Source organism: Dorea sp. D27 (assembly GCF_001185345.1).
Lineage (GTDB): Bacteria > Bacillota > Clostridia > Lachnospirales > Lachnospiraceae > Extibacter.
Genome location: NZ_KQ236743.1, coordinates 623,951 through 646,532, shown reverse-complemented (window position 1 = coordinate 646,532; position 22,582 = coordinate 623,951). Strand labels below are relative to the sequence as shown.

The 22,582-nt window shown below is 49.0% G+C and carries 22 protein-coding genes; 6 read left to right on the top strand and 16 right to left on the bottom strand.

What is annotated here, in order from left to right:
• The first annotated feature begins 14 nt into the window (after positions 1-14).
• Both HMPREF0980_RS03065 and HMPREF0980_RS03060 read left to right on the top strand, forming a co-directional pair.
• Entirely contained in the window at positions 15-449 is a 435-nt protein-coding gene (locus HMPREF0980_RS03065; RefSeq protein ID WP_049727655.1) for a hypothetical protein, read from the top strand.
• A gap of 28 nt (positions 450-477) precedes the next feature.
• Complete coding sequence (locus tag HMPREF0980_RS03060; protein ID WP_049727654.1) at positions 478-1,281, top strand: peptidoglycan recognition protein family protein; 804 nt, start codon at positions 478-480, stop codon at positions 1,279-1,281.
• 139 nt (positions 1,282-1,420) lie between these two features.
• On the opposite strand, the gene HMPREF0980_RS03055 is transcribed toward HMPREF0980_RS03060, so the two are convergent.
• Both HMPREF0980_RS03055 and HMPREF0980_RS03050 read right to left on the bottom strand, forming a co-directional pair.
• Entirely contained in the window at positions 1,421-1,666 is a 246-nt protein-coding gene (locus tag HMPREF0980_RS03055; RefSeq protein ID WP_049727653.1) for a hypothetical protein, read from the bottom strand.
• 30 nt (positions 1,667-1,696) lie between these two features.
• Entirely contained in the window at positions 1,697-2,626 is a 930-nt protein-coding gene (locus HMPREF0980_RS03050; protein ID WP_049727652.1) for a phage lytic cycle repressor MrpR family protein, read from the bottom strand.
• 322 nt (positions 2,627-2,948) lie between these two features.
• Between HMPREF0980_RS03050 and HMPREF0980_RS03045 the strand changes: the two genes are divergently transcribed.
• Positions 2,949-3,464, top strand: a complete 516-nt coding sequence (locus HMPREF0980_RS03045; RefSeq protein WP_049727651.1) for a hypothetical protein — start codon at positions 2,949-2,951, stop codon at positions 3,462-3,464.
• Between the two features lie 17 nt (positions 3,465-3,481).
• On the opposite strand, the gene HMPREF0980_RS03040 is transcribed toward HMPREF0980_RS03045, so the two are convergent.
• From HMPREF0980_RS03040 to HMPREF0980_RS03005, 8 genes are all read right to left on the bottom strand, one after another.
• Positions 3,482-4,312, bottom strand: a complete 831-nt coding sequence (locus tag HMPREF0980_RS03040) for an Mrp/NBP35 family ATP-binding protein (RefSeq protein WP_049727650.1) — start codon at positions 4,310-4,312, stop codon at positions 3,482-3,484.
• A 130-nt stretch (positions 4,313-4,442) separates the two neighbouring features.
• Positions 4,443-4,817 carry a RidA family protein gene (locus HMPREF0980_RS03035; protein WP_049727649.1) on the bottom strand — a complete coding sequence of 125 codons (375 nt, stop codon included), beginning with the start codon at positions 4,815-4,817 and terminating at the stop codon, positions 4,443-4,445.
• 3 nt (positions 4,818-4,820) lie between these two features.
• Positions 4,821-5,771, bottom strand: a complete 951-nt coding sequence (locus HMPREF0980_RS03030) for an ornithine cyclodeaminase family protein (protein ID WP_049727648.1) — start codon at positions 5,769-5,771, stop codon at positions 4,821-4,823.
• Positions 5,772-5,774: 3 nt separating this feature from the next.
• Positions 5,775-7,178, bottom strand: a complete 1,404-nt coding sequence (locus HMPREF0980_RS03025) for an MATE family efflux transporter (RefSeq protein ID WP_049727647.1) — start codon at positions 7,176-7,178, stop codon at positions 5,775-5,777.
• On the bottom strand, positions 7,147-8,331 hold the full coding sequence (locus tag HMPREF0980_RS03020; protein ID WP_084002632.1) for an iron-containing alcohol dehydrogenase: 1,185 nt from the start codon (positions 8,329-8,331) through the stop codon (positions 7,147-7,149). Before HMPREF0980_RS03020 ends, HMPREF0980_RS03025 begins: the two co-directional genes overlap by 32 nt.
• A 145-nt stretch (positions 8,332-8,476) precedes the next feature.
• Positions 8,477-9,631 (bottom strand): ABC transporter permease, encoded by a 1,155-nt coding sequence (locus HMPREF0980_RS03015; protein ID WP_049727645.1) that lies wholly within the window; start codon positions 9,629-9,631, stop codon positions 8,477-8,479.
• The gene (locus HMPREF0980_RS03010) at positions 9,618-10,745 is read right to left on the bottom strand and encodes an ABC transporter permease (protein WP_049727644.1); all 1,128 of its coding nucleotides are present in this window, start codon (positions 10,743-10,745) and stop codon (positions 9,618-9,620) included. Before HMPREF0980_RS03010 ends, HMPREF0980_RS03015 begins: the two co-directional genes overlap by 14 nt.
• An 11-nt stretch (positions 10,746-10,756) precedes the next feature.
• Positions 10,757-11,686: an ABC transporter ATP-binding protein gene (locus HMPREF0980_RS03005; RefSeq protein ID WP_049727643.1), complete on the bottom strand. Its 930-nt coding sequence runs from the start codon at positions 11,684-11,686 to the stop codon at positions 10,757-10,759.
• Between the two features lie 114 nt (positions 11,687-11,800).
• On the opposite strand from HMPREF0980_RS03005, the gene HMPREF0980_RS03000 reads away from it, so the two are divergent.
• Genes HMPREF0980_RS03000 through HMPREF0980_RS02990 form a run of 3 tightly spaced genes read left to right on the top strand, consistent with a single transcriptional unit; the run spans position 11,801 to position 15,636 of the window.
• Positions 11,801-12,862, top strand: coding sequence for a sensor histidine kinase (locus HMPREF0980_RS03000; protein WP_049727642.1), 1,062 nt, complete (start codon positions 11,801-11,803; stop codon positions 12,860-12,862).
• A 6-nt stretch (positions 12,863-12,868) separates the two neighbouring features.
• Positions 12,869-13,489, top strand: coding sequence for a response regulator (locus HMPREF0980_RS02995; RefSeq protein WP_049727641.1), 621 nt, complete (start codon positions 12,869-12,871; stop codon positions 13,487-13,489).
• 32 nt (positions 13,490-13,521) lie between these two features.
• A complete protein-coding gene (locus tag HMPREF0980_RS02990; protein WP_049727640.1) occupies positions 13,522-15,636 on the top strand; it encodes a glycogen debranching protein in 2,115 nt (704 codons plus the stop codon).
• Positions 15,637-15,788: 152 nt separating this feature from the next.
• On the opposite strand, the gene HMPREF0980_RS02985 is transcribed toward HMPREF0980_RS02990, so the two are convergent.
• From HMPREF0980_RS02985 to hrcA, 6 genes are all read right to left on the bottom strand, one after another.
• Complete coding sequence (locus HMPREF0980_RS02985) at positions 15,789-16,607, bottom strand: collagen-like domain-containing protein (RefSeq protein WP_049727639.1); 819 nt, start codon at positions 16,605-16,607, stop codon at positions 15,789-15,791.
• 92 nt (positions 16,608-16,699) lie between these two features.
• A complete protein-coding gene (locus tag HMPREF0980_RS02980) occupies positions 16,700-17,269 on the bottom strand; it encodes a hypothetical protein (protein WP_049727638.1) in 570 nt (189 codons plus the stop codon).
• Between the two features lie 217 nt (positions 17,270-17,486).
• Positions 17,487-18,674 carry a molecular chaperone DnaJ gene (gene dnaJ / locus HMPREF0980_RS02975; RefSeq protein ID WP_049727637.1) on the bottom strand — a complete coding sequence of 396 codons (1,188 nt, stop codon included), beginning with the start codon at positions 18,672-18,674 and terminating at the stop codon, positions 17,487-17,489.
• A gap of 120 nt (positions 18,675-18,794) precedes the next feature.
• The gene (dnaK, locus tag HMPREF0980_RS02970) at positions 18,795-20,675 is read right to left on the bottom strand and encodes a molecular chaperone DnaK (protein WP_049727636.1); all 1,881 of its coding nucleotides are present in this window, start codon (positions 20,673-20,675) and stop codon (positions 18,795-18,797) included.
• Positions 20,676-20,713: 38 nt separating this feature from the next.
• On the bottom strand, positions 20,714-21,442 hold the full coding sequence (grpE, locus tag HMPREF0980_RS02965) for a nucleotide exchange factor GrpE (RefSeq protein WP_442855425.1): 729 nt from the start codon (positions 21,440-21,442) through the stop codon (positions 20,714-20,716).
• Positions 21,443-21,447: 5 nt separating this feature from the next.
• The gene (gene hrcA, locus HMPREF0980_RS02960; protein WP_049727635.1) at positions 21,448-22,491 is read right to left on the bottom strand and encodes a heat-inducible transcriptional repressor HrcA; all 1,044 of its coding nucleotides are present in this window, start codon (positions 22,489-22,491) and stop codon (positions 21,448-21,450) included.
• Between the last annotated feature and the right edge of the window lie 91 nt (positions 22,492-22,582).

Here is a 22,582-nt window from a genome sequence, read left to right as displayed (position 1 = left end):
GGTGCAAGAACAATATGAACTTATTAAAATACCTCATGAGCTTCAGCCATCCCCTGACATTTAGCACATTCTTCATATATATGCTCGGGATAATCTTTTTGCTAAAAGAGGTTATCTCTGCGGCAGACTGGCTGCTGAACTACCTTGGCATCACGTCAAGACGTATCCTAAAGCGCGAGCAGGAATCAAAAAGAATCTCTGATATCAGCTGCCGTCTGGACATTCAGGCTGAAAATATCGACAAGCTCTGTGACGCAAACCGCGTAATCTTATCTGACAGAATCAACCAGAAGTATAAGGTCTATCTTAATAAAGGCTATATTCCTGAAGACGAATATGAAGAATTTGTCAGTCTCCATAACGTATATAACGAGATTGGCGGCAACCATACCGGAGATGAGAAGTTCAGTAAATGTATCAAACAGCTGCCAATAAAACCCGACAACTAACATAACCGCACATATAAGGAGTGATATTATGAACATCAGTATCAAAGAAACGAACCTTTCCTTCGGGTCACTCAGCCGGAGGAATTCTACATCACGTATCATCTTGCACCATGCGGAGGCGTCATCCTGTGACGCCTCCGTCATTCATCAATGGCATAAAGCGAACGGGTGGGCCGGCATCGGCTACCATTATGTCGTGAGGAAAAATGGCCTCATAGAGAGAGGACGGCCTGAATGGGCAATCGGAGCACACGCATCCGGAAGCAATTCCAATTCCTTAGGCATCTGTTTTGAAGGGGCCTATATGAAAGAGACAATGCCTGATCAGCAAAAGGAAGCAGGTAAAAATTTGGTCGCCTACCTCAAAAGGAAGTATGGAATCAGCAAAATACAAAGACACTGCGATGTATGTGCCACATCCTGTCCCGGCGTTAAGTTCCCATTTTCAGAGATTGCAGGAGCGTCCGCTGTCGGTACCGTTACCGTATCTTCTTCCGGGAAAGAAGCAACCCAGAATAGCAGCACGTCCTGGATTGCCCGGCTGCAAAGCGAGTGTAACCGCCAGGGCTTCAGCCATCAGACAGTGGACGGAATCGCAGGCCCTAACACACTTAGTGGCTGTCCCATGCTCTCTCCCGGCGCCTCAGGGAACATCACAAAGCTGATGCAGGAGAGGCTGATTTCACTAGGCTACTCATGCGGTTCCACAGGAGCAGACGGCATACTTGGCGTTGAAACTCAGAAGGCAGTAAAGTCTTTTCAGAAGGATCACACTCTTACAGCGGATGGCATCGTCGGCCCTGCAACATGGGGAAAACTTCTGAATCTTTAATTGCGACAGTCCTCTTCTGTCCCAACCAAGCGAAGTATATCCTCTCCAGATAAAAGGCAGACACATCAGAGAGACTCTGTATCTCCCGGTGCGTCTGCCTTTTTATTAATGTCGTTACATCGTTACATGAAATCTTGTCTTAACCTGCCTCCATCAGCACTCTTGCAAGCCTGTTGTTCTCATTTTCCCTATAGTATATATCATATCGCTCAAGCATATCGTCCTGATAGCACCTTATCTCCGTACATATCTGTACAATGTCCATAAGCCGCCTCCTCTTTATGAGCTCAGCATTACCGGTATCCAAATCTACATCAGCAATGCAGAAAGGACCACACTGTTCTACAATATCGATAAATGTTTTTGATGCAACAACCTTATACATACCATCCTCCACAGGAGAAAGCGCGCGGCTTTAAATCTGGTCCAGATATGACTGGTAAGAGCGGATGAATTTTCTCATATCCATATTCCATCCGGAGCTTTCGAAGTAACTGCCATAAGAAAGATTCTCCTTAACCCCTTCCTTATCTGTTCCCATATCTAGCTTGCGTATATCCATGCCATCCGCGAGAACCTCATAATAAATTCTGTTAAAATATCCGCTGCGCTCGATTGAAGTCTTAGAAATCCTCTTTTCCCCAAGAATCTTTTTCATTTCCTCAATAAGATATACAAATTTCCTCTGTAATTTGGAGTAGGTTACTGTCTCATTCTTTCGTATCTTCCAAACGGAGTCCGGATAGAGCGAAGACACATAACGGACCGTCTTTTCCCTCCTGACCGTCCCCACCTCAGATGTGGCAATCAGCATATCGGCAAGTTCCTGAGATATGATTCTGTCCGTGCCGTCCGGCAGATGCAGCATTCCGCCCTTCTCATCAATCTCGTTCCGTCTGAGATAGACCATGTTATAAAAGCCCTTTCCGGATATCCCTTCATATATGCTGGCAAATGCTGAAGCGATGTATACGCCATATCCTGAATCCATCAGACGGTCTACATATTGGCGATACCTCTCTTTCGATATATAGAACTCCTCCTTCGCAGCCAGAAAAATCTCTTTTAGCTCCTTGTTCGGAACAACTTTAAGTGAAATCCAATTGAATGCTGCGTATCCCTTTATCACGCACCATTCCACATAGTTGGATAGCTGCCGCCTCTTATCCTCAAACGTCCGGAATCCGTCATATCGGATAAGATAATGAAGCAGCTCTGACGTCTCCATTTCGCACAAATCTCTCCCAAGTTCTGCCTCATACTTCTCCGAATCTATGAATAGATGCTTCAGATAGTCTTTTTTCTTATACTCCAAATACTCATTTTTTCTTTGTTCATTATACATAGACCTTACACCTCTATGTGACAGCATAGCATAGAAGAAGATCTAACGTCAATTTGATTTCCCAATGTTACACAAATGATTTTACCCCCAGCGGACGGAGGCACACGTAGTCTCGTTCCGGCTGAGGGTAATATGAGACGCATGCCTATGTTTTATATCTACATTATAGAACATACGTTCCCTTAAGTCAATTGTATATAGTTCACAATATTAATTTCATAGTAGATGTACCGTAATATCTAAGAAAAAGATAAGATTCTCTTTTGCCTCATTACTCTTTTATTATGGTACTATAATACTAGATTGAAAGGAGGCCGCGGCTATGACTAGAAGACGTTCCATACCCATTGTGATGTTAATCTTATCCTTCTTCTGCAGTGCAACTGCATACGCCAACTCATCCTGGTACTGGATATCCACGACGCGCCCTTATGACGTGCTGCCCTACGTGGCAGTGATAACGATTGCGGCGGAGACTCTTGCTGTCAATTTCCTTTGCCATATGCACCATCCTGTGAAAGTATTCCTTGTCATACTTCTGGGCAACTTGATATCTTTCTGTCTTCCATATATAGGAACTTCTTTCGACCCCATTTTCCATATCCCGGGGCATCCATGGCAGTCTGTCCTGATGTATGTGGAAGCGCTGCCTTTTTATACGGTAGGGGCCTTCTATCTACTGCTTACCGTAGCTGCAGAGCTTCCGATTGAATATTGCCTCCTTCGAAAGCTCACGGGCGATTCCAGAAGGCTGCTCTACACGATTATCGCAGCCAATACCGCCACCACCTTATTCACAGCGGTCACAGAACGCATTTTCTGCCGTGGACACTGGTAGGCCTTCCTTAACGCATCCTAGATCTTGTTTACCGCCGCTTGCAGATATTCATTGCTCACCTGTGCAAAACTTTCATTTTCCACTGCCTCGGAGAGCTTCGCATCTATAGGCATCTTGCCCAGCACCGGTATGTCAAGTTCCGCTGCTATCTCATCGATATGGCTCTCCCCGAATACGGATATTTTCTTTCCGCAGTCCGGACAGGCGAGATAGCTGTAGTTTTCTACAATACCGAGAACCGGAATGTTCATCTGGCGTGCCATATTATAAGCTTTCTTGACTATCATCTGCACGAGATCCTGTGGTGACGTGACGATTACCACCCCATCCACCGGCAGCGACTGGAATACGGTAAGCGGTACATCACCAGTCCCAGGCGGCATGTCTATGAAAAGATAGTCCAGTTCACCCCACATGACATCAGACCAGAACTGCGTCACGACACCTGCGATGACAGGGCCTCTCCATATGACCGGGTCAGATTCATTTTCGAGAAGCAGATTGACAGACATGATTCTCGTGCCATCCTCCGCCTCGCACGGAAACATCCCCTCATCACTTCCTTTCGCACTTTCATGCAGGCCGTACATCTTGGGAATCGACGGTCCGGTGATATCCGCATCGAGGATTCCCACCGTGAACCCCTGCTCCCTCATCATCCTGGCAAGAGAAGCAGTCACCATCGACTTCCCTACGCCGCCTTTGCCGCTCACAACAGCTATTACCTTCTTTACACGTGAAAATGGATTTGCCGGCGCACTCAAGTCCTGAGGCTTGCTGCTGCAGGAATCCGCATGCGCGCAGCCCGCACAGTCAGACGGCGCACAGCCGTTTTGTTGTTCTGCCATAATACATATCCTTCTTTCCAAATTTGATTTGGGGTCAGACCCCTATGGGCCATAGGGGTCTGACCCCTTTCACACACGCTAAAGGGGACGGACCTTTTCGGGACCTGTCCCCTTCTGTATCTTGCTTGATTTATTCTACTACCGCGATTACTTCCACTTCGCATTTTACGTTCTTTGGCAGCGTCTTTACAGCCACGCAGCTTCTTGCCGGCTTGGATGTAAAGTATTTGGCGTATACTTCGTTAAATGCGGCGAAGTCTCCCATATCGGCCAGGAAGCATGTAGTCTTTATTACATGGTCGAAGTCTGTCCCCGCGGCTTTCAATACTTCACCTACATTCTTGCATACCTGTTCTGTCTGTCCTTCGATTGTAGTTGCTTCTACATCGTCAACTTCTGGATTCACGCCAATCTGGCCCGCAGAATAGAACATGCCGTTGTGGACATACCCCTGTGAATATGGTCCCAATGCTTTTGGCGCCTTTTCTGTTGCTACTACTTTCATAATTTACCTCTCCTTTGCTTCTTCTAATATTTTTTGTGCGATACATACGTCGAAAAGCCCCATCCCGACTGACTTGAAATATGTGGTCTTTTCCGTATCCGCTGCTTCATCTGTCTTTGATGCAAGATAATCGCTCATCAGCACAATCTTGTCACTTGTCAGACGTCCCTCTTCAATAGGCTGGCTCAAATCCCCGCACTCTTCGCATGCGTACGGAAGTTCGATATATACCTTATCTACAAGATCCCAGACCGCATCTGGAATTTCCCGCATCTTTGGCGTATAGGAACCGATAGCTATAATGCATTTGCCCCGAAGCAGTTCTTTGTCATCAGGCAGCACCGGTTCGGTAGAAGGTGTGGTCGTACAGATGATATCGCTCTTGGCCGTCAGTTCTTCTACTGTCTTACATTGTACTACCTTTGTGCCCGGGTTATCAATAGCTTTTTCTAATCTGAACATATAATCGGTCAGGTCTCGGTTCCCATGGTTGTATATATATACCGTCCGGATATCTCTGGCCGCGCACGCATAGACTGCCTGGTGCAGTCCCTGTACTCCTGCACCGACGACACCCACGGTGTGGCAGTCCTTTCTGGACAGGTGGCGTATCCCCACGCCTCCTACCGCACCGGTCCTCCATGCAGTAACCGACTGGCCGTCCATAACCGCCTCCGGCGCCCCGGTAACCGCATTATTCAGCAGAATGATACCATCGATAGAAGGCAGGCCTAGCTTCGCGTTATCAGGAAAGATTGTCAGAATCTTCGTTCCGATTATCTCTTTCGTATAACAGGGCATATACATGAGCGTCTTATTGTCATGCTCTACCGATGGCCTGGGGGGCATATAATACTCTCCCGAACCGAATATTTTGTATGCTTCCTCTATCTGATCCATCATCTTTTCTGGATCCACCAGCTTTTCTATCTCTTCTTTGCTTAAGATAATCATCTGTTAAGCTCCTCCCAGTTCTTCTTTTTCTCTCGTGACATCTTTCAGCCACTTATATCCCGCATACCGTTTGATTGTCATCGGAACCTTAATCAGCTCATCGCTCATCAGGATAACATACACGACCGGCACGCTGGCATGGAACACGAATGCCGCCACTGCCCCTATGATGATGGAGCACCCCCACATCGTGGAGACATCCATGATAAGTCCGAATTTGGTGTCGCCGCCGGAACGGAAGATTCCGATGACCATCGTACCGTTCAGCGACTGGGCCACTGTAAAATAAGACATGACAAAGAACATGAATGTCAGATAGTCCTTCGCCTGTCCCGTCAATGCCAGGTTCGCATTGGCTATCGGTGCCGCGATGAGGATGATAGCGCCACCCAGAGCACCTATGATTACGCTTAGCCATATAAAACGTTTTGCATATGCCTTGGCATAATCAAGCCTTTTTTCGCCAATCGTCTTGCCAAGGTAGATTGCCGCGGCATGAGCGATACCGAATACGACCACCGTAGCCAGCTGCCGAGCCACCTGGGCGACAGAATTGGCAGCTACGGCCGCACTGCCAAGATGGCCGATGATAGCAGTATTCGCGGAGCTGCCAAGCCCCCACATCACTTCGTTGAGTACGACCGGCATCGCATAGGTCATATAATCCTTGAACAGGACTTTGTCTATCCTAACGAGATCCCGGAAACGGATACGGACAATCTTATTTTTCATAAATGCATAGAAGAGGACGATAACCATCTCTGTTATACGAGCAATCAGGGTACCGATGGCTGCACCGCGTATTCCCATGACGGGAAAGCCCATCAGCCCGAATATGAGCAGCGCATTTACAGCGATATTGACCAGCAATGATATGGAGTATACAAACGTGGCGATGAGCACCCGCTCTATGCTCCGCATGATATTAAGGTATACCTGGGTCACTGCCATGAACAGATACGAGCTTCCTACGATTCTCAGATATTTTACCCCTTCTGCTATCACTTCCGGATCTGAACTGTAGATGTGCATCAGCGCATCCGGAATGAAAAGCGCTGCGGCGGCAAACATGACCGCAGTCACGATGCCGGCGGAAAGTCCCATCCCAAGCACCTTCTCAATCGTCCTCGTATCTTTTTTTCCCCAGTACTGGGCAGTCAGGACTGTAGCACCTGACGTGATTCCCATGAACAAAAGCGTCATGATGAATTGAATCTGGCCCGCGAGCGAAGCGCCTGAAAGCACCTTCTCTCCGACTTTCCCGAGCATGATGACGTCTGCGGCAGTAACTCCTACGTTTATCAGATTCTGAATCGCCATCGGAATTACAAGCGCGAAGACATTTCTGTAAAAACTCTTCCAGTTGATATTTAAGTTATCCGTGGTTTGCCTCTTTATATATTTCATACGCATCGTGCGCTGTCAGCTCTTTAAAGCTTCCAAGCCTTATCGTATCCCCCTTTGTCGCATTCTGTGCCAGCTTATGAAGCGTCTCATCCGGCAGGACCCCGGTTTTCAGCTCTCCGATACATGTTGCGACATGGAGGGACCGAAAGAACTCTTCCGTCTTCTCTATCGCCGCAAGCGCAGCTTCCTCCTCCTCTTCATATTCCAATCTCCACACTGATTTTCCGTAGTGGGCAAATCTTGCCACATCCAGCCTGTACACATACCGTGCCCAGCTGCCCCAGACAGCGGACAGCGTGGCGCCGTGCGTCTCATCAAACATAGCGCTCAGCTCATGTCCGAGCTTGTGGTTCGCGAAATCCCTCGGCCTGCCAAGGCCTGTGATGCCATTGTGCGACAGGCTGCCGCACCACATAATCTCGCTCATGGCTTCGTAATCCGTCTGGTCGGCATAGGCTTTCTGCCCGGACTCGATAACGGTCCTCAGAAGCCCCTCTGCAATCTCATCCGTCATACGGTTTCCGCCCACCGGAGTGAAATACCGCTCCAGCGTGTGCATATAGATATCCACGATACCGCAGGCAAGCTGATACTTCGGCAGCGTAAAAGTAAGCTCCGGGTTCATGACGGCAAACTTCGGCCGGTTAAGATCTGAGCTTACGCCGCATTTTCTGCCCGTCTCCTCGTTCGTCAGCACGGAAGAATCACTCATCTCGCTTCCGGCCGCGGAGATTGTCAGCACCGCTCCGACCGGCATGGATCTCTCCACCTTCTGCCTGCCTTCCCAGAATTCCCAGATGTCCGTCTCTGGACTGGCTGCACCGATAGCAACGGCCTTGGCCGTATCGATTACGCTTCCGCCTCCTACAGCCAGAATCATATCTGCCCCGAGTGCGATTGCCTTCCTGACACCCTCCCGTGCCAGGCTGACGCGTGGGTTTGGGCGTACCCCGGCCAGCTCATCGTACCCGATTCCCTCCTCATCCAGCTCTTTCTCTATCGTATCCAGAAGTCCGCTCCGCACGACGCTTCCACCGCCGTACACGATAAGCACGCGGGCCGCGCCCCATTTCTTCGCCAGCCTTCCGGTCTCCCGCTCCGCATCTTTGCCGAATACAATCTCCGTTGGCGTATATTGGACAAAACTATGCATCTTACATACCTCCTTCATTCATCGTCACCTAAAGACGATTGTATCATAACGAGTGGATTTCTTCCATAGGGGACAGGGCAAATTTAATTGGGGACGGAGGAAATCTAGATTTCCTCCGTCCCCAATTAAATTTGCCCTGTCCCTTCTACTCTTGTTCTTTGCTTTTGCTTATGACGAGCCCTACGCAGAGGATTGCTGCCGCAAACAAGAGCTGGATTCCGAATCCTTTGTAGATTGTCCCGGCCTGTGCCTTCGTAAACTCTGTGCTGACAGACAGCACGCCGACGACCTTCTCATACCAGTATAGCGGCAGGAACTGTGCGAACATCTTCACGCCCTTCCCGAGTACGTCCATACTTACGAACACGCCGCATGTGAAGCACATTCCGAGCGTTATCACATTAACGATGCCATTTAGCACTTCGATCTTCTGGACCACAACGCCGATTGTGAATGCGATGGCCATTCCCACCAGTACGACGAGGAACGAATTGAGCATGTAGTAGATTTTATTCGGGTCGTTCAGGAACTGGGACGGGTACATGATGAGCGGCAGCAGCATGCATATCGCCCAGAATCCCACGCCCATGATAACAAATCCAATCACCATCTGTGCATTCTGGCTCCGGCTTGATACGGAAGAGCAGAGCATCCGCCGTCTCACATCCTTCTTGCGGAATGCTATCATTATAAAACCAATCGTATAGCACAACACCGCCAGTATGATATACGGCATATACTGGAACAGGAATGAATGCGGCAGTTTAACACCACCATTCCCATTCTTGTCAACCAGCGTGACATCCGACTCTGCCTCTCCGGCTTCGGCCGCGTCGCTGATTGCCTCCTCCAGCGGATATCCGGCGCTTTTGAGCACTTTTACGGTGTTGAGATATGTGGAGATCTGCTGATCCACATAAAATGCGCTCATCGTATCCGGAAGTTTTGTCGTCTGAAGCTTCTCGCCATCTTCCAGGCATACCTGTTCAAAATCTTCCGGTATCGTCACTACATAGTAGATATCCCGGTAGAACAGCTTTTCCTGTATCACGTTCTTGTCATCCTCCACCTTGACCAAATCATGCTTCTTTCCGATATAATCTGTAAGCCCTTCTGCCAGCTTTCCATGGTCCCTGTCGATGACGGCAATCTTCAGCCGCTCTTCTTCAAAGTGTTCCATCCCTTTTCCGTCTGTCATCGTCTGGACCATAACCGCTATCGTGATGAATATAGCTATATACATGAACATCATTCCGAGGTTGCGCTTCACCATTATCATGAATCCTCTAAATACTGTCATAACGTTCCCTCCTCACCGCGAAAAATGCAATCCCTATGAATAATACGCTCATGAGACCGAGTATCATCAGATTCCTTGTAAATCTCTCCGCATCATCAAACACTCCCATGCAGTAAAATGTATCGCTTAAGACAGCCGCCGGGTTGATCCGGTTGATAATCGGGCAATTCTGTTCAATGATATTTTTCATATTGCCGAACATAAGCCCTGCAAGGAATCCCGGTAACAGTGTCAACATGACGGTCAGGCCCATCTTGATGCTCTCGCTCAACTTGCCTACACATCCAATCATGATACCCATGGACACTCCTATCATGCTGCCAAGCAGATCTACGAGCAGAATCTGCCCTATATTGCCACCAAGGTCGATACCGAACACGAACCTTACGACAATTGTCAAGATGATAATGTTGACGAACTGTATAAAGAACAGAACAGACATATCCGTAAGCACGAGCTTCAGCTTATGGGTCGGAGTCACACTTCTTCTTGCTCCGAGCGCTGTCAGATTGGCCTGCCCGTCAATACTCGCCTTCACGCCGAGGAATGCTCCTGACAGGCATGCATAGGCGATAAGGGCGAAGAAATACGACACGTTCGGGTCCATCGTCCTTCCGCCTACGCTTACCTGCTCCGTCATCGGCTGCCAGCCGCTCAGTGCCTCCACCGCCTGCATAAGACGTTCTGGATGATCCTGAGCTATCCTCATAATCATATCCGCATTCTTATTATAACTGTCCAGAAGCGCTTTCAGTATACTTGTGTTCAAGTCTGATTTCGCGACCGTGAGCGACGGCTCCACGCCAGTATAGTAGATGCCGGTAATTTCATCTCCTTTCAGGTCCTTAAGGGCCTGCTTCTCATCCACCTTTTCAATCTGAAGCGTTTCGCCGTCCATCTGTTCCAGAAATTCACGGAAAGACGTGCCTTCCTGCGAATCTGTTTCCGACTCTACGACCGCCACTCGAATCGCCTCCATCTCCTCGCCTGTAATACCGCTGCCAAAAGAGACGAAAAAGAATGTACCGAGAATGATAGGAAAGGCCAGTGCCCAGAACATCACGCTCCATTCCCGGACAGTCTGTATAAATCTATATTTGATCAGATGCCTCATAATATCTCCTCCTAATCCCTCAGCTCAGTTCCCGTAATCTCCAGAAATACGTCATTAAGCGTTGGCAGCTCTGAAAATACTCTGCCAAATGAAATATCCTGTTCTTCCATGTAGTGCAGTACTCTCACGAGATTATGCTTGGCTCCGCTCAGCCTGATTTTTAATGTCTGCTCCTCATAGGAAATGTCAAACACATGCGGAAGTTCCTTTATCTGCGCCAGGTGCTTATCATCCAGGGCAGCAGCCTGTATCGTAATCGTCTCGCCTGTCTTAATCATGCTCTTGAGCTCTTCCTTCGTTCCGGTGGCCAATACCCTTCCGTGATCGATGATGGCTATCCTGGAACATATCTGCTCCACCTCTTCCATATAGTGGGACGTATAGATGATCGTGGATCCCTGCCTGTTCAGTTCCAAGATCCCTTCCAGAATCTTGTTCCGGCTCTGCGGGTCTACAGCCACTGTCGGCTCATCCATGATTATAAGCCTCGGCTTATGGACGATACCGCAGGCAATATTCAGCCTCCTCAGAAGCCCGCCTGATAATTTCTTCGGACGCATCTTCGTGAACTCTTCCAGTCCGACAAATTGGATAGCTTCGTCTACCAGCTTCTTGCGCTTCCCCTTATCTCGTATATACAGCCCGCAGAAATAATCGATATTCTCGCGTACGCTCATCTGCTCAAATACAGCTACGTTCTGCATGACCACACCGATTTCTTTTTTGATATCATAACTGTCCGGCCTCATCTCTCTGCCCATGACCTTTATCGTTCCTTTATCATATTTCAGAAGTGCCAGCAGGCAATTGATAGCTGTCGTCTTGCCGGAGCCGTTCGGTCCAAGCAGACCGAAGATCTCTCCTTCGTGTATCTCAAGATTCAGATGATCCAGCGCCAGCAGGCTTCCGTACCGTTTTACCAGATTTTGTATCATAATCATGTTTTCATGTCCTCCTTCTCCTTTTCTACTTGTAGTATAACCTCCGCCGCTTTATAATGTAAGTGTCACGTGTCAGCACTTAAAATGACATATGTCACAATACAAGGAGAACTTATGAAACGTATACTTGATCAGCTCGCCCTTCTCATGTTCAGCTTTACGGCCGTATTACTGACACAGATGGATACCGCTTTTGTCATATCCTTTCTCATAGCAGTAATATATATATCGGCTAACTATTTCATCGATTCCCGAAGGTTCCATCTGATGTCTTCGGCCGCTTATATCGTTTTGGCCCTCTTATTTCCTGTCCTGCTTCTTTTCCTTCCGGCAGTGCTTTACAATTGCCTCCGGTTCAAGAACCCTATCGGTGTGGCCCTTCTTAGCATAGTGGCCATCTGCCGGATTCTGCCGGATTCCCTGCCGCTGTTCCTTCTTCTCTTGCTTGGCAGCAGCATCTCGCTTCTTCTCTGTGTTCAGACGGACAGGCATGAGCATCTGGAACTGCAGTATAAAAGGACAAGGGACGACAGTACGGAACTGAATCTGCTTCTGAAAGAAAAAAACCACGCGCTTCTCGAGAAACAAGATTATGAAGTCTATACAGCCACCTTGAAAGAGCGTAACCGCATCGCACGCGAGATACACGACAATGTAGGGCATATGCTCACCCGCTCTATCCTGCTGACAGGAGCTGTCCGGATGATGAACAAGAATCCTGCCCTGGATTCCTCACTGCTGCAACTGGAAGAGACGTTGAATACCGCTATGACGAATGTCCGGGAAAGCGTACATGATCTGCATGACGAATCCATAAATTTAAAAGAAGCGCTCACAAGTCTCACCGACACATTTACTTTCTGCCCGATCCATATGGAATACGACATGGGGTATGACGTACCGAGGGACATCAAATACAGCTTCATCACCATCGTCAAAGAAGCGCTGAACAATGTAATCCGCCACAGCAATGCCAACGATGTGCACATCATCGTCCGGGAACATCCCGGACTATATCAGCTTATAATCGAGGACAACGGTACGGTCAAAACCGGCGGAAGCGGCCTCGGACTTACCAACATGAGAGACCGTGTAGAGACTTTGCACGGCGCCATGCAGCTACAGACCCAAAATGGATACCGTATCTTTATTACGATACCTAAAAAGGAGGATTAAACGACTATGGATATACTTGTAATAGACGATGACATGCTCGTCTCAAATGCACTGAAGACAATACTCGAATCTGATGGCGCCCTTCATGTGACGGGCTTCGGCGAGGACGGTGAAGACGCGGTACGGCTATACAGCGAGCTGCGGCCTGATGTGCTGCTGATGGATATCCGGATGAAAAGACTGAATGGCCTCGAGGCATCCCGCCATATACTGGCTGAATACCCGGAGGCGCGGATCCTTCTTCTGACCACGTTCTCAGACGATGAATATATCGTTAAAGCGTTAAAATATGGTGTAAAAGGCTATCTGCTCAAACAGGATTATAACAGTATCATCCCTGCCGTCAAAGCCGTATATACGGGCCAGACCGTGTTTGGGACCGAAATCGTGTCCAAGATACCGGATCTTCTGCAGCAGAAAAATGGCTTTGACTATGCATCGTATGATATCGGGGAAAAAGAATACACGCTGATCACCCTCGTCGCGGATGGCTTCAGCAACAGGGAAATCGCAGAGAAAATGTATCTGAGCGAAGGAACGGTGCGAAATTACCTGAGCAATGTCCTGGAAAAGCTGGAACTCAGGGACCGGACACAACTGGCCGTCTTCTACTACCAGCATCTGTAACCATTTATCTTTCACTTCAAGGAGGTACCTGCATGGCACGTTTAGACAATGATACTCTTGGACTGGATTCGCCACTTGCACCACTTTACCATCATCTGCAGCCGCTTGATACGGTAAACGGATTCCAAGTACGTCCCGGCTTCTATGATTACAATGGAGCCTGGGCCCTGCCGAACGGGGTCAGCTTCACCGTGCACTCCCAGGGGGCTATCTCCTGCGAGATACTGTTATATCACCGTATGGAGACGGAACCTTATGCAGTCATTCCTGTACCGGACTGTTACCGCATCGGCCATGTATTCTCCATCTTCATCTTTGGCCTTGATGTGGAAGAATTTGAATATGCCTTCCGGCTCGACGGACCATATGATCCGGCAAAGGGGCTGCTCTTTTGCAAGGACAACATCCTGATAGACCCATATGCCAAAGCTATCACCGGGCAGAGCACATGGGGCAGGAAATCAAATTCCAAAGGTTACCGCGCCCGGGTCGTTCGGAATAACTTCTATTGGGGCGCCGAATCACCGTCAAGAATACCGTTCGATGAACTCATCATCTATGAAATGCACGTCCGCGGCTTCACCAAGATGGCAGGAGACGTATCCGCACCGGGAACCTTCAAAGGTATCATAGAAAAAATCCCGTACCTGAAAGATCTCGGCGTGAATGCCATAGAACTGATGCCGATTTTTGAATTTGACGAGCTGATGGACAGACGCACCGTAGACGGAAGAGAGCTTCTCAACTACTGGGGGTACAGTACGGTCAGCTTCTTTGCACCAAACACCAGTTACTCCTCTGCCGTAGAATACAACCGGGAAGGACTGGAGCTGAAACAGCTCGTCAAGGCGTTGCATGACAACGGCATGGAAGTCATCCTGGATGTCGTCTTCAACCATACTGCCGAAGGGGACGAAAAGGGCCCTGTCTTCTCCTTCAAAGGTTTTGACAACAATATCTACTACATGCTCACGCCGGAAGGTTACTATTATAATTTCAGCGGGTGCGGCAATACGATGAACTGCAACCATCCCATCGTCCAGCGGATGATTGTCGACTGCCTCCGCTATTGGGTGGAAACCTACCGCATCGACGGATTCCGCTTTGACCTCGCCTCCATCCTCGGACGGAACGAGGATGGCTCCCCGATGGAACATCCGCCGCTTGTAAAAGCGCTTGCCTTCGACCCGATTCTCGGCAATACAAAGCTCATCGCCGAAGCGTGGGACGCGGGCGGACTGTACCAGGTCGGTGATTTCTCTGACTTGAGACGGTGGTCTGAATGGAATGGCCGCTACCGGGACGATATCCGGGAGTTTCTAAAAGGCGGCCTCTGGTGTGCAGGAGCCGCGGCACAGCGCATCATCGGATCGCCGGACCTATATGACCCGAATACACGCGGAAAGAACGCATCCGTCAACTTTATCACTTGTCATGACGGCTTCACGCTCTATGACTTATATGCTTACAATACAAAGCACAACGAGGCAAACGGCTGGAACAATACAGACGGAAGCAATGACAACCGCAGCTGGAACTGCGGTGTGGAAGGAGAGACTACGGACCCTGCGGTAACTTCTCTTCGAAAGCGTATGATTCAGAATGCATGTCTCGTGCTCATGTGCAGCCGTGGCATACCGATGTTCCTTGCCGGAGATGAATTCTGCAACACCCAGTATGGCAACAACAACCCGTACTGCCAGGACAACGAAATCTCATGGCTCGACTGGGATATGGTGGAGAAAAATCAGGATGTCTACCTCTTCTTCCGCTATATGATTCATTTCCGCCGACGGCATGCCTCCATCAGGGGTACATGCCGCCCGAACCGCTACGGTCTGCCGGAAGTAAGCCTCCATAGTGAGACACCGTGGGATTCCTCTTACAACAAAGACACGAAAGTCATCGGTATCATGTACGCCGGCTATGATGACATCAGCAGGACAGATGACATCATCTACATTGCCATCAATGCGTTCTGGGAATCTGTAGCCATTACCCTTCCCGCTCTGCCCGACCATCTCCGCTGGCATGTAGCCGCCAACACCGGCAATCCGGACGGTACGACATACAACCCGCCTGTCGTCCTTGAAAATGATACATTTCTTGCCGGTTCCCGTTCCTGTGCAGTGTTCGTTGCCTTGTGAATGCATACAGGTAGCGTGCATAGGAAACCTGCTTTCTTCTGAAAAAGAGGAAAGCAGGTTTATAACCAGTTACATTCTTACTCTAAATAAATTACATTTGATTCTATTATACAAATAGATGGTAGTCGTTACTGGTCCTCTGCAAATTAGAATTACAATTTTTCACAAATTAGTATGATATGTAACGTTCCAGAGGCCATACTTGTACTACAGTTTGCTACGCCAAATGTATAGACGCTATTGTTACCTCCCCAACCATTCAGGTGAAGTTTCCCTGAACTACCGGATACTCCTCTTGGAATCCAAGTAATTAGTTTATATCCGTCAGGGATATTAAGAGAAACGGCTACTTCTTTAGCTGTGTTCCCAGGTATGGATCCGATTGCAATACTCTGAGTTTTAAATATTGGAAATTTACCATTCAAAACCTTACCCTGTCGCGCATCCAGAGCGAATCCCTCTTCCAAAGTCTCAAGATTGTTCGCGATATTCACTGGGCCTGCCGGTCCCTCATCTCCTTTATCCCCCTTGGGCCCCGGGATTCCCTGTAACCCTTGTGGTCCTGCGGCGCCCGGGTCACCTTTCGGTCCTGTAGCGCCAGTCGGTCCCTGCGGGCCGGCTGCGCCAGTGTCACCTTTTGGTCCTGTGGCCCCCTGTGGACCGGTAGCTCCTGTAGGTCCTTGTGGTCCCGTCAACCCCTGAGGGCCTGTCAATCCCTGGGGACCCGTGGCTCCGGTCAGGCCCTGGGGACCCATTGGACCGGTATCGCCTCGGTCACCCTTATCACCTTTTGGACCGGCCGCCGCTACCTGAGTGTCTGTCTCTCCTATAAACCAGTTGCCGTTGGCCCCGATGTGAGGCGTGATGCCATCCTCTCCTCTTGCCCTGACACCTGTGTCGTAGTCATTGATGTACCAGTTTCCGTTCCCACCGATGTAAATCTCCGGTATGAAGCTTGTTGTTTCATTCATTTAGTTATCCTCCTTATTCTTGTTGCTAGAATATTACCGCCTATTGACGGGACATAGAGGGACAGTTATGTATTTTACATTTTTTAACTGTCTTAGTTTTTGCAGAGATATGTTGCAGATAAAGTCATCCAGCCACTTAATTCCCTTTGGGCCTGCACGTACCCATCCGTATTAATAGAAATAAAACTATCTCCGCCTAGTAAACTGCTAAAATATGTTTTTGCTGGTTCATATCCTGCTGGTAATTTGAATAAAGTCTCGTAAATCGGTATACGAGCGTTACCTATATTTAAAGTGAATGATAGAGTTACTATCCCATTTCTTCTAACTATTGATATTCCTTTGCCCAGTAAAGCTGCATTTACCTGTGTACAGTCAGATAGCGTTTTTTCTTCTAAAGATTTGATACTATTGATGGCTTCTTCGACCGTCTGTCCGGAACCGGTAAAAATCAAGTCTGCGCTATTCGGCCCTTGAGGGCCGGTTGCCGGCACGTTTGTATCTGCATTCCCGACAAACCAGTTGCCATTTTCACCGATATGTGGAGTAATACCGTCTTCCCCTGGCTCTCCTTGTGCTTTCGCACCTGTATCGACGTCATTCATATACCAGTTACCATTTTCACCCACGTATACTTCCAATAAAAATCTGTTGTCACTCATTTATTATTCCTCCTTATCATATGATATCGGTATCTTACCAGATAACGAAGGGACATGGAGGGACATGCATTGAATTATTTCGATAAAGCATTACAGAGACGGCTTTTTCGGCTACGGCCCGTTCCTTTTGCGCCCGGCTTTTCAGCAATATCCGCAAGCGCAGGCCGGGCAGCCGCAAAAAACCCCGGAAAACCAACGTTTTCCGGGGTTCAGCCTTCTAATCGTCAAAGGCTTCTTTCATCTTGCCCATAAAGCCTTTCTTTTTTCCTTTTGTTCCTTTTGTGCCTTCGTCATTGTTCTGATTCAGCGTATTTCCGGCGAGGGCGTCGAACTTGCGCAGCGCCTCTTTCGCCTCGGAGCTTAAGTGTTCCGGTGTCTGGATGACCAGAGTGACATAGTGGTCACCCCGCACTTGGGAGTTGCGGATCGAAGGCACGCCCTTTCCTTTCAGGCGTACTTTCGTATCTGTCTTCGTCCCCGGCTTGACAGTATAGAGCACGTCACCGTCCACCGTCTTGATCTTCACATCTGCACCGAGTGCAGCCTGGGCAAATGAAATCGGAACGGTTGAGAATATGTGCATATCTTGCCGCTGGAATATCGGATGCCTGGAGACAACCACCTCCACAAGAAGGTCTCCCCTCGGTCCGCCGTTCGTCCCCGGTTCGCCTTTTTCACGGATCCGCACGCTCTGTCCGTTGTCGATGCCTGCCGGGATTGATACTGCTATTTTCTTCTTAGAAGCCACAAAGCCTGTGCCGGAGCAGTCCGGGCACTTCTCCCTGATAATCTTGCCTGTTCCGTGACAGTCCGGACATGTCTGTACGTTCTGTACTGTCCCGAAGAATGACTGCTGCGTATAGACGACCTGTCCTTTGCCTCCGCACTTAGAGCACGTCTCAGGCGAGGTCCCCTGCTTGGCACCTGTACCACTGCATTTCGGACACGGGTCTTTGAGCACCACCTCTATCTCTTTCTCACAGCCGAACACTGCCTCTTCAAACGTGATCCTGACACTCTTGCGGATATTCATGCCCTTCATCGGTCCCTGGCTGCCACGGCCGCGCCGGCCGCTGCCGCCAAACAGGTCTCCGAATATGTCACCGAATATATCACTGAAATCTGCTCCGCCAAAGTCAAAGCCGCCAAACCCTCCGGCGCCGCCTGCCCCGCCTTCAAAGGCCGCATGTCCGAACTGGTCATACTGGCGGCGCTTTTCGGGGTCACTAAGGACTGCGTAGGCTTCAGACGCTTCCTTGAACTTCTTCTCCGCCTCCGCGTCACCGGGGTTCATGTCAGGGTGATATTTCTTGGCTACCTGCCTGTATGCCTTCTTTAAAGTCGCATCGTCAGCATCTTTGCTGACGCCGAGCACTTCATAGTAATCTCTCTTTGATTCCGCCATTGTTCATCCCTTTCTTTCATGGAAGTCGACAAAGACAAGTTCCGGGAGACCAGGCTTTTACCGCCAGGTTCCCCGGAACAGCCTTCTCTCACCGGGCTATAACCGTATTGCCAAGTGCTCTTAGACTTCTTTGTAATCTCCGTCTACTACATCATCGCCTGCGAAGCCGTCCGGAGCCGGACCTGCTCCTGCTCCCATATCAGGACCCGGACCCTGCTGTCCTGCTCCTGCCTGTGCACCGGCCTGTTCGTAGACTTTCGTGAACAATTTCTGGGCACTTTCCATCAGCTTCTCCTTACCGGCTTTGATCTCTGCAATCTGATCGTCTGTAAGGGTATCTGTATTTGCTTTTTCAAGAACTTCTTTCAATGCCTTGCAGTCTGCTTCCACTGCTTCTTTATCAGCTGCGTCAATCTTATCTCCTACTTCGCCCATAGCCTTTTCGGTCTGGAATACAAGCGCGTCAGCATCATTCTTGGCATCGATGCCTTCTTTCCGTTTCTTGTCCTGTGCTTCAAATTCAGCTGCTTCTTTTACTGCCTTGTCGATATCGCTGTCAGACATGTTGGAACCGGCCGTAATGGTGATGTGCTGCTCTTTCCCTGTACCAAGGTCTTTTGCGGATACGTTGACGATACCGTTCGCATCAATGTCAAATGTAACCTCAATCTGCGGGATTCCACGTGGAGCCGGCGGAATTCCGTCCAGTCTGAACTGACCGAGCGACTTGTTATCTTTGGCAAACTGTCTCTCACCCTGTACAACGTTGATATCAACAGCTGTCTGGTTGTCTGCCGCCGTAGAGAAAATCTGGCTCTTCTTTGTCGGGATTGTAGTATTCCTCTCAATCAGCCTCGTTGCCACTCCGCCCATCGTCTCGATTGACAGTGACAGCGGTGTAACGTCGAGAAGAAGTACGTCCCCTGCACCTGCATCGCCTGCAAGCTTGCCGCCCTGTACGGATGCGCCGAGAGCTACGCACTCGTCCGGGTTCAGTGATTTGCTTGGCTCCTTGCCTGTCAGGCGTTTCACCTCTTCCTGGACAGCCGGGATTCGGGTAGAACCACCTACGAGCAGTACCTGCCCAAGTTCAGAAGAATTCAGTCCTGCATCGGACAGTGCTCTTTTTACCGGCTCAGCCGTCTTCTCAACAAGGTCATGTGTCAGTTCATCGAACTTGGCTCTTGTAAGGTTCATGTCAAAATGCTTCGGCCCTTCTGATGTGGCTGTGATGAACGGAAGGTTGATGTTCGTCGTTGTAGCAGAAGACAGCTCTTTCTTCGCCTTCTCTGCCGCTTCTTTCAACCTCTGGAGCGCCATCTTGTCTGTAGACAGGTCAACACCTTCGTTTTTCTTGAATTCAGCCAGCATGTAATCTGTAATCTTCTGGTCAAAGTCGTCGCCGCCGAGTCTGTTATTACCTGCTGTAGATAACACTTCAATGACTCCATCGCCGATTTCGATGATGGATACGTCGAACGTACCGCCTCCAAGGTCGTATACCATGATTTTCTGTTCTTTTTCATTGTCAAGGCCGTAGGCAAGTGCTGCCGCCGTAGGCTCGTTTATGATACGCTTTACATCCAGGCCCGCAATCTTTCCTGCATCCTTTGTAGCCTGGCGCTGTGCATCGTTGAAGTATGCCGGTACTGTGATAACTGCTTCTGTCACTTTCTCGCCGAGATATCCTTCTGCATCTGCTTTCAGCTTCTGAAGAATCATCGCGGAAATCTCCTGCGGTGAGAATTTCTTATCATCAATCGTCACTTTGTAGTCGGAACCCATCTCTCTTTTGATGGATGAAATCGTCTTTTCGGCATTCGTTACTGCCTGACGCTTTGCAGGCTCGCCTACGAGACGTTCTCCTGTCTTTGTAAATGCTACGACAGACGGAGTCGTCCTTGCTCCTTCTGTATTTGCGATAACGGTCGGCTGGCCGCCTTCCATAACAGCCACACAGCTGTTTGTCGTTCCTAAGTCAATACCAATTATCTTGCCCATGATTTTCTTCCTCCTGATTTTTATTTTCAATTAAAATGTTAGTTAGCTACTTTTACCATACTGTGCCTCACAACAGAGTCACGGTACATATAACCTTTCTGGAATTCCTCCGCGATAATGTTCTCGCCGAGCGCTTCGTCATCCACATGCATCACAGCATTGTGGAAATCCGGGTTGAACTCCTGGCCTACGGCCTCGATCGGCTTCACCCCTATCTCTTCCAGAGTAGTCATAAGCTGTTTGTAGATTTTATCCATCCCCTGTACGAACGGATTTTCCTTTTCCTCCTCAGATGCCGCGTCAAGCCCGCGCTCGAAGTTATCTACGACCGGAAGTATTTTTTCTATGATATCTTTCGCCCCTATCTCGTACATCTGGGATTTCTCCTTATCCGTACGCTTGCGGAAGTTATCAAACTCTGCCATCTGACGGGTGAGTCTGTCCGTCAGCTCTTCAATCTTTTCATCTTTTTTATCTTTCTTAGCCTTCTTGCCAAATTTTTTTACTTTCTTGTCAGCCTTATCGTCCTCATCGGAGTCCTGATCCGTGCAGCCGTCTGCGCTGCCGTCAGTACAGTTCGTATCTGCTGCATCTGTGTCTGCACAATCCGGCTCACTGCAGCCGTCTCCGGATGCCCCGGCCTTATCCTGTCCTCCGGACTGATCGTCCGCCGCTTCGGTTGCCGCCTTCCTCGCTTCTTCCACTGCCTCTTTTACCATGTCTTCTTTCGTTTTGTTTTCCTGATTATTTTCCAAGGGTTCTTCCACCTTTCCTAGTCATTATTATGAAACATCTGATCCAGCTCGTTCTGCAGCTTCTTCATAGATTTGAGCACATGTTCATAATCCATCCGCTTCGGTCCGATAATACCTATCGTTCCCTTCATCCCTTCACCTAATTCATAGGTCGCGGTCACTACGCTGCAGTCCTTCATCGTCTGTACCGGCGTTTCATCTCCTATATATACCTGGATGCCCGTGTTGTCCTCCTTGGACAGCGTCTGGGTTACCAGTTCTGTCAGCTGCTGCTTTTCTTCAAAAGCACTGATAATTTCCTGCGCGCTCTGCTTGTCGCTGAGCTCCGGATACTTGAAAATATTCGTGGCACCGCTTGTATATATCTGCATCTCATCATCAACCTGTATCACATCAGCTACCGCGTCCAGCACATGGGCGATGACCTCGCTGTGTATGCCGGCCTGCTCTTTCAGCCTTGCTATCAGGCCGAGATTGATATCTTCTATGGACATGCCGTTCAGCGTCGTGTTCAGCAGCATGTTCAGCTTCAGCAGATTTTCATTGCTGACGGGCTCCTCCATGTCGATGATCTTGTTCTTGATGACATTTCCTCCGAGAACGATGACTGCGATTATCTGCTCCTCATCAACCTGCGAGAGCTGAAGGAACTTGATTTTGTTGCCGCTGTTGAGCGGTGTGGATACCATGGTCGCATAATTCGTACTGTTCGCCAGCACTTTTGCCGCCTGCTTCAGGAGCAGATCCATCTTGTCTGCCTTGTCTAGCATCTGTTCCTGCATCTCATTCAGTTCCTGTTCCTTTTCCTCCATCAGCATATCTACATATAGCCTGTATCCCCGGTCTGAAGGAATCCGCCCTGCCGATGTATGGGGCTGCAAGATGTATCCCATCTCTTCCAGATCAGACATCTCATTCCTGATCGTGGCAGAACTGAGATTCAGGTCGGTATACTTGGAAATGGTTCTGGAACCTACCGGTTCTCCGGTCTCCAGATAGTTCTGGATAATCGCGTGGAGTATCTTCATCTTACGTTCATCCAGCCCGTGTTCTGATACCATCTATTCGCCTCCTTTACCGGATTTCCAGCCTGTTAGCACTCTTTTAAACCGAGTGCTAATATCTTCGTTTATAAATGTATCACTATAGATT

Excerpts from the sequence above, each read along its gene's own strand:
- HMPREF0980_RS03065 (WP_049727655.1), top strand. The coding sequence starts at position 15 with ATGAACTTATTAAAATACCTCATGAGCTTCAGCCATCCCCTGACATTT.
- HMPREF0980_RS03060 (WP_049727654.1), top strand. The coding sequence starts at position 478 with ATGAACATCAGTATCAAAGAAACGAACCTTTCCTTCGGGTCACTCAGC.
- HMPREF0980_RS03055 (WP_049727653.1), bottom strand. The coding sequence starts at position 1,666 with ATGTATAAGGTTGTTGCATCAAAAACATTTATCGATATTGTAGAACAG.
- HMPREF0980_RS03050 (WP_049727652.1), bottom strand. The coding sequence starts at position 2,626 with ATGTATAATGAACAAAGAAAAAATGAGTATTTGGAGTATAAGAAAAAA.
- HMPREF0980_RS03045 (WP_049727651.1), top strand. The coding sequence starts at position 2,949 with ATGACTAGAAGACGTTCCATACCCATTGTGATGTTAATCTTATCCTTC.
- HMPREF0980_RS03040 (WP_049727650.1), bottom strand. The coding sequence starts at position 4,312 with ATGGCAGAACAACAAAACGGCTGTGCGCCGTCTGACTGTGCGGGCTGC.
- HMPREF0980_RS03035 (WP_049727649.1), bottom strand. The coding sequence starts at position 4,817 with ATGAAAGTAGTAGCAACAGAAAAGGCGCCAAAAGCATTGGGACCATAT.
- HMPREF0980_RS03030 (WP_049727648.1), bottom strand. The coding sequence starts at position 5,771 with ATGATTATCTTAAGCAAAGAAGAGATAGAAAAGCTGGTGGATCCAGAA.
- HMPREF0980_RS03025 (WP_049727647.1), bottom strand. The coding sequence starts at position 7,178 with ATGAAATATATAAAGAGGCAAACCACGGATAACTTAAATATCAACTGG.
- HMPREF0980_RS03020 (WP_084002632.1), bottom strand. The coding sequence starts at position 8,331 with ATGCATAGTTTTGTCCAATATACGCCAACGGAGATTGTATTCGGCAAA.
- HMPREF0980_RS03015 (WP_049727645.1), bottom strand. The coding sequence starts at position 9,631 with ATGACAGTATTTAGAGGATTCATGATAATGGTGAAGCGCAACCTCGGA.
- HMPREF0980_RS03010 (WP_049727644.1), bottom strand. The coding sequence starts at position 10,745 with ATGAGGCATCTGATCAAATATAGATTTATACAGACTGTCCGGGAATGG.
- HMPREF0980_RS03005 (WP_049727643.1), bottom strand. The coding sequence starts at position 11,686 with ATGATTATGATACAAAATCTGGTAAAACGGTACGGAAGCCTGCTGGCG.
- HMPREF0980_RS03000 (WP_049727642.1), top strand. The coding sequence starts at position 11,801 with ATGAAACGTATACTTGATCAGCTCGCCCTTCTCATGTTCAGCTTTACG.
- HMPREF0980_RS02995 (WP_049727641.1), top strand. The coding sequence starts at position 12,869 with ATGGATATACTTGTAATAGACGATGACATGCTCGTCTCAAATGCACTG.
- HMPREF0980_RS02990 (WP_049727640.1), top strand. The coding sequence starts at position 13,522 with ATGGCACGTTTAGACAATGATACTCTTGGACTGGATTCGCCACTTGCA.
- HMPREF0980_RS02985 (WP_049727639.1), bottom strand. The coding sequence starts at position 16,607 with ATGAATGAAACAACAAGCTTCATACCGGAGATTTACATCGGTGGGAAC.
- HMPREF0980_RS02980 (WP_049727638.1), bottom strand. The coding sequence starts at position 17,269 with ATGAGTGACAACAGATTTTTATTGGAAGTATACGTGGGTGAAAATGGT.
- dnaJ (WP_049727637.1), bottom strand. The coding sequence starts at position 18,674 with ATGGCGGAATCAAAGAGAGATTACTATGAAGTGCTCGGCGTCAGCAAA.
- dnaK (WP_049727636.1), bottom strand. The coding sequence starts at position 20,675 with ATGGGCAAGATAATTGGTATTGACTTAGGAACGACAAACAGCTGTGTG.
- hrcA (WP_049727635.1), bottom strand. The coding sequence starts at position 22,491 with ATGGTATCAGAACACGGGCTGGATGAACGTAAGATGAAGATACTCCAC.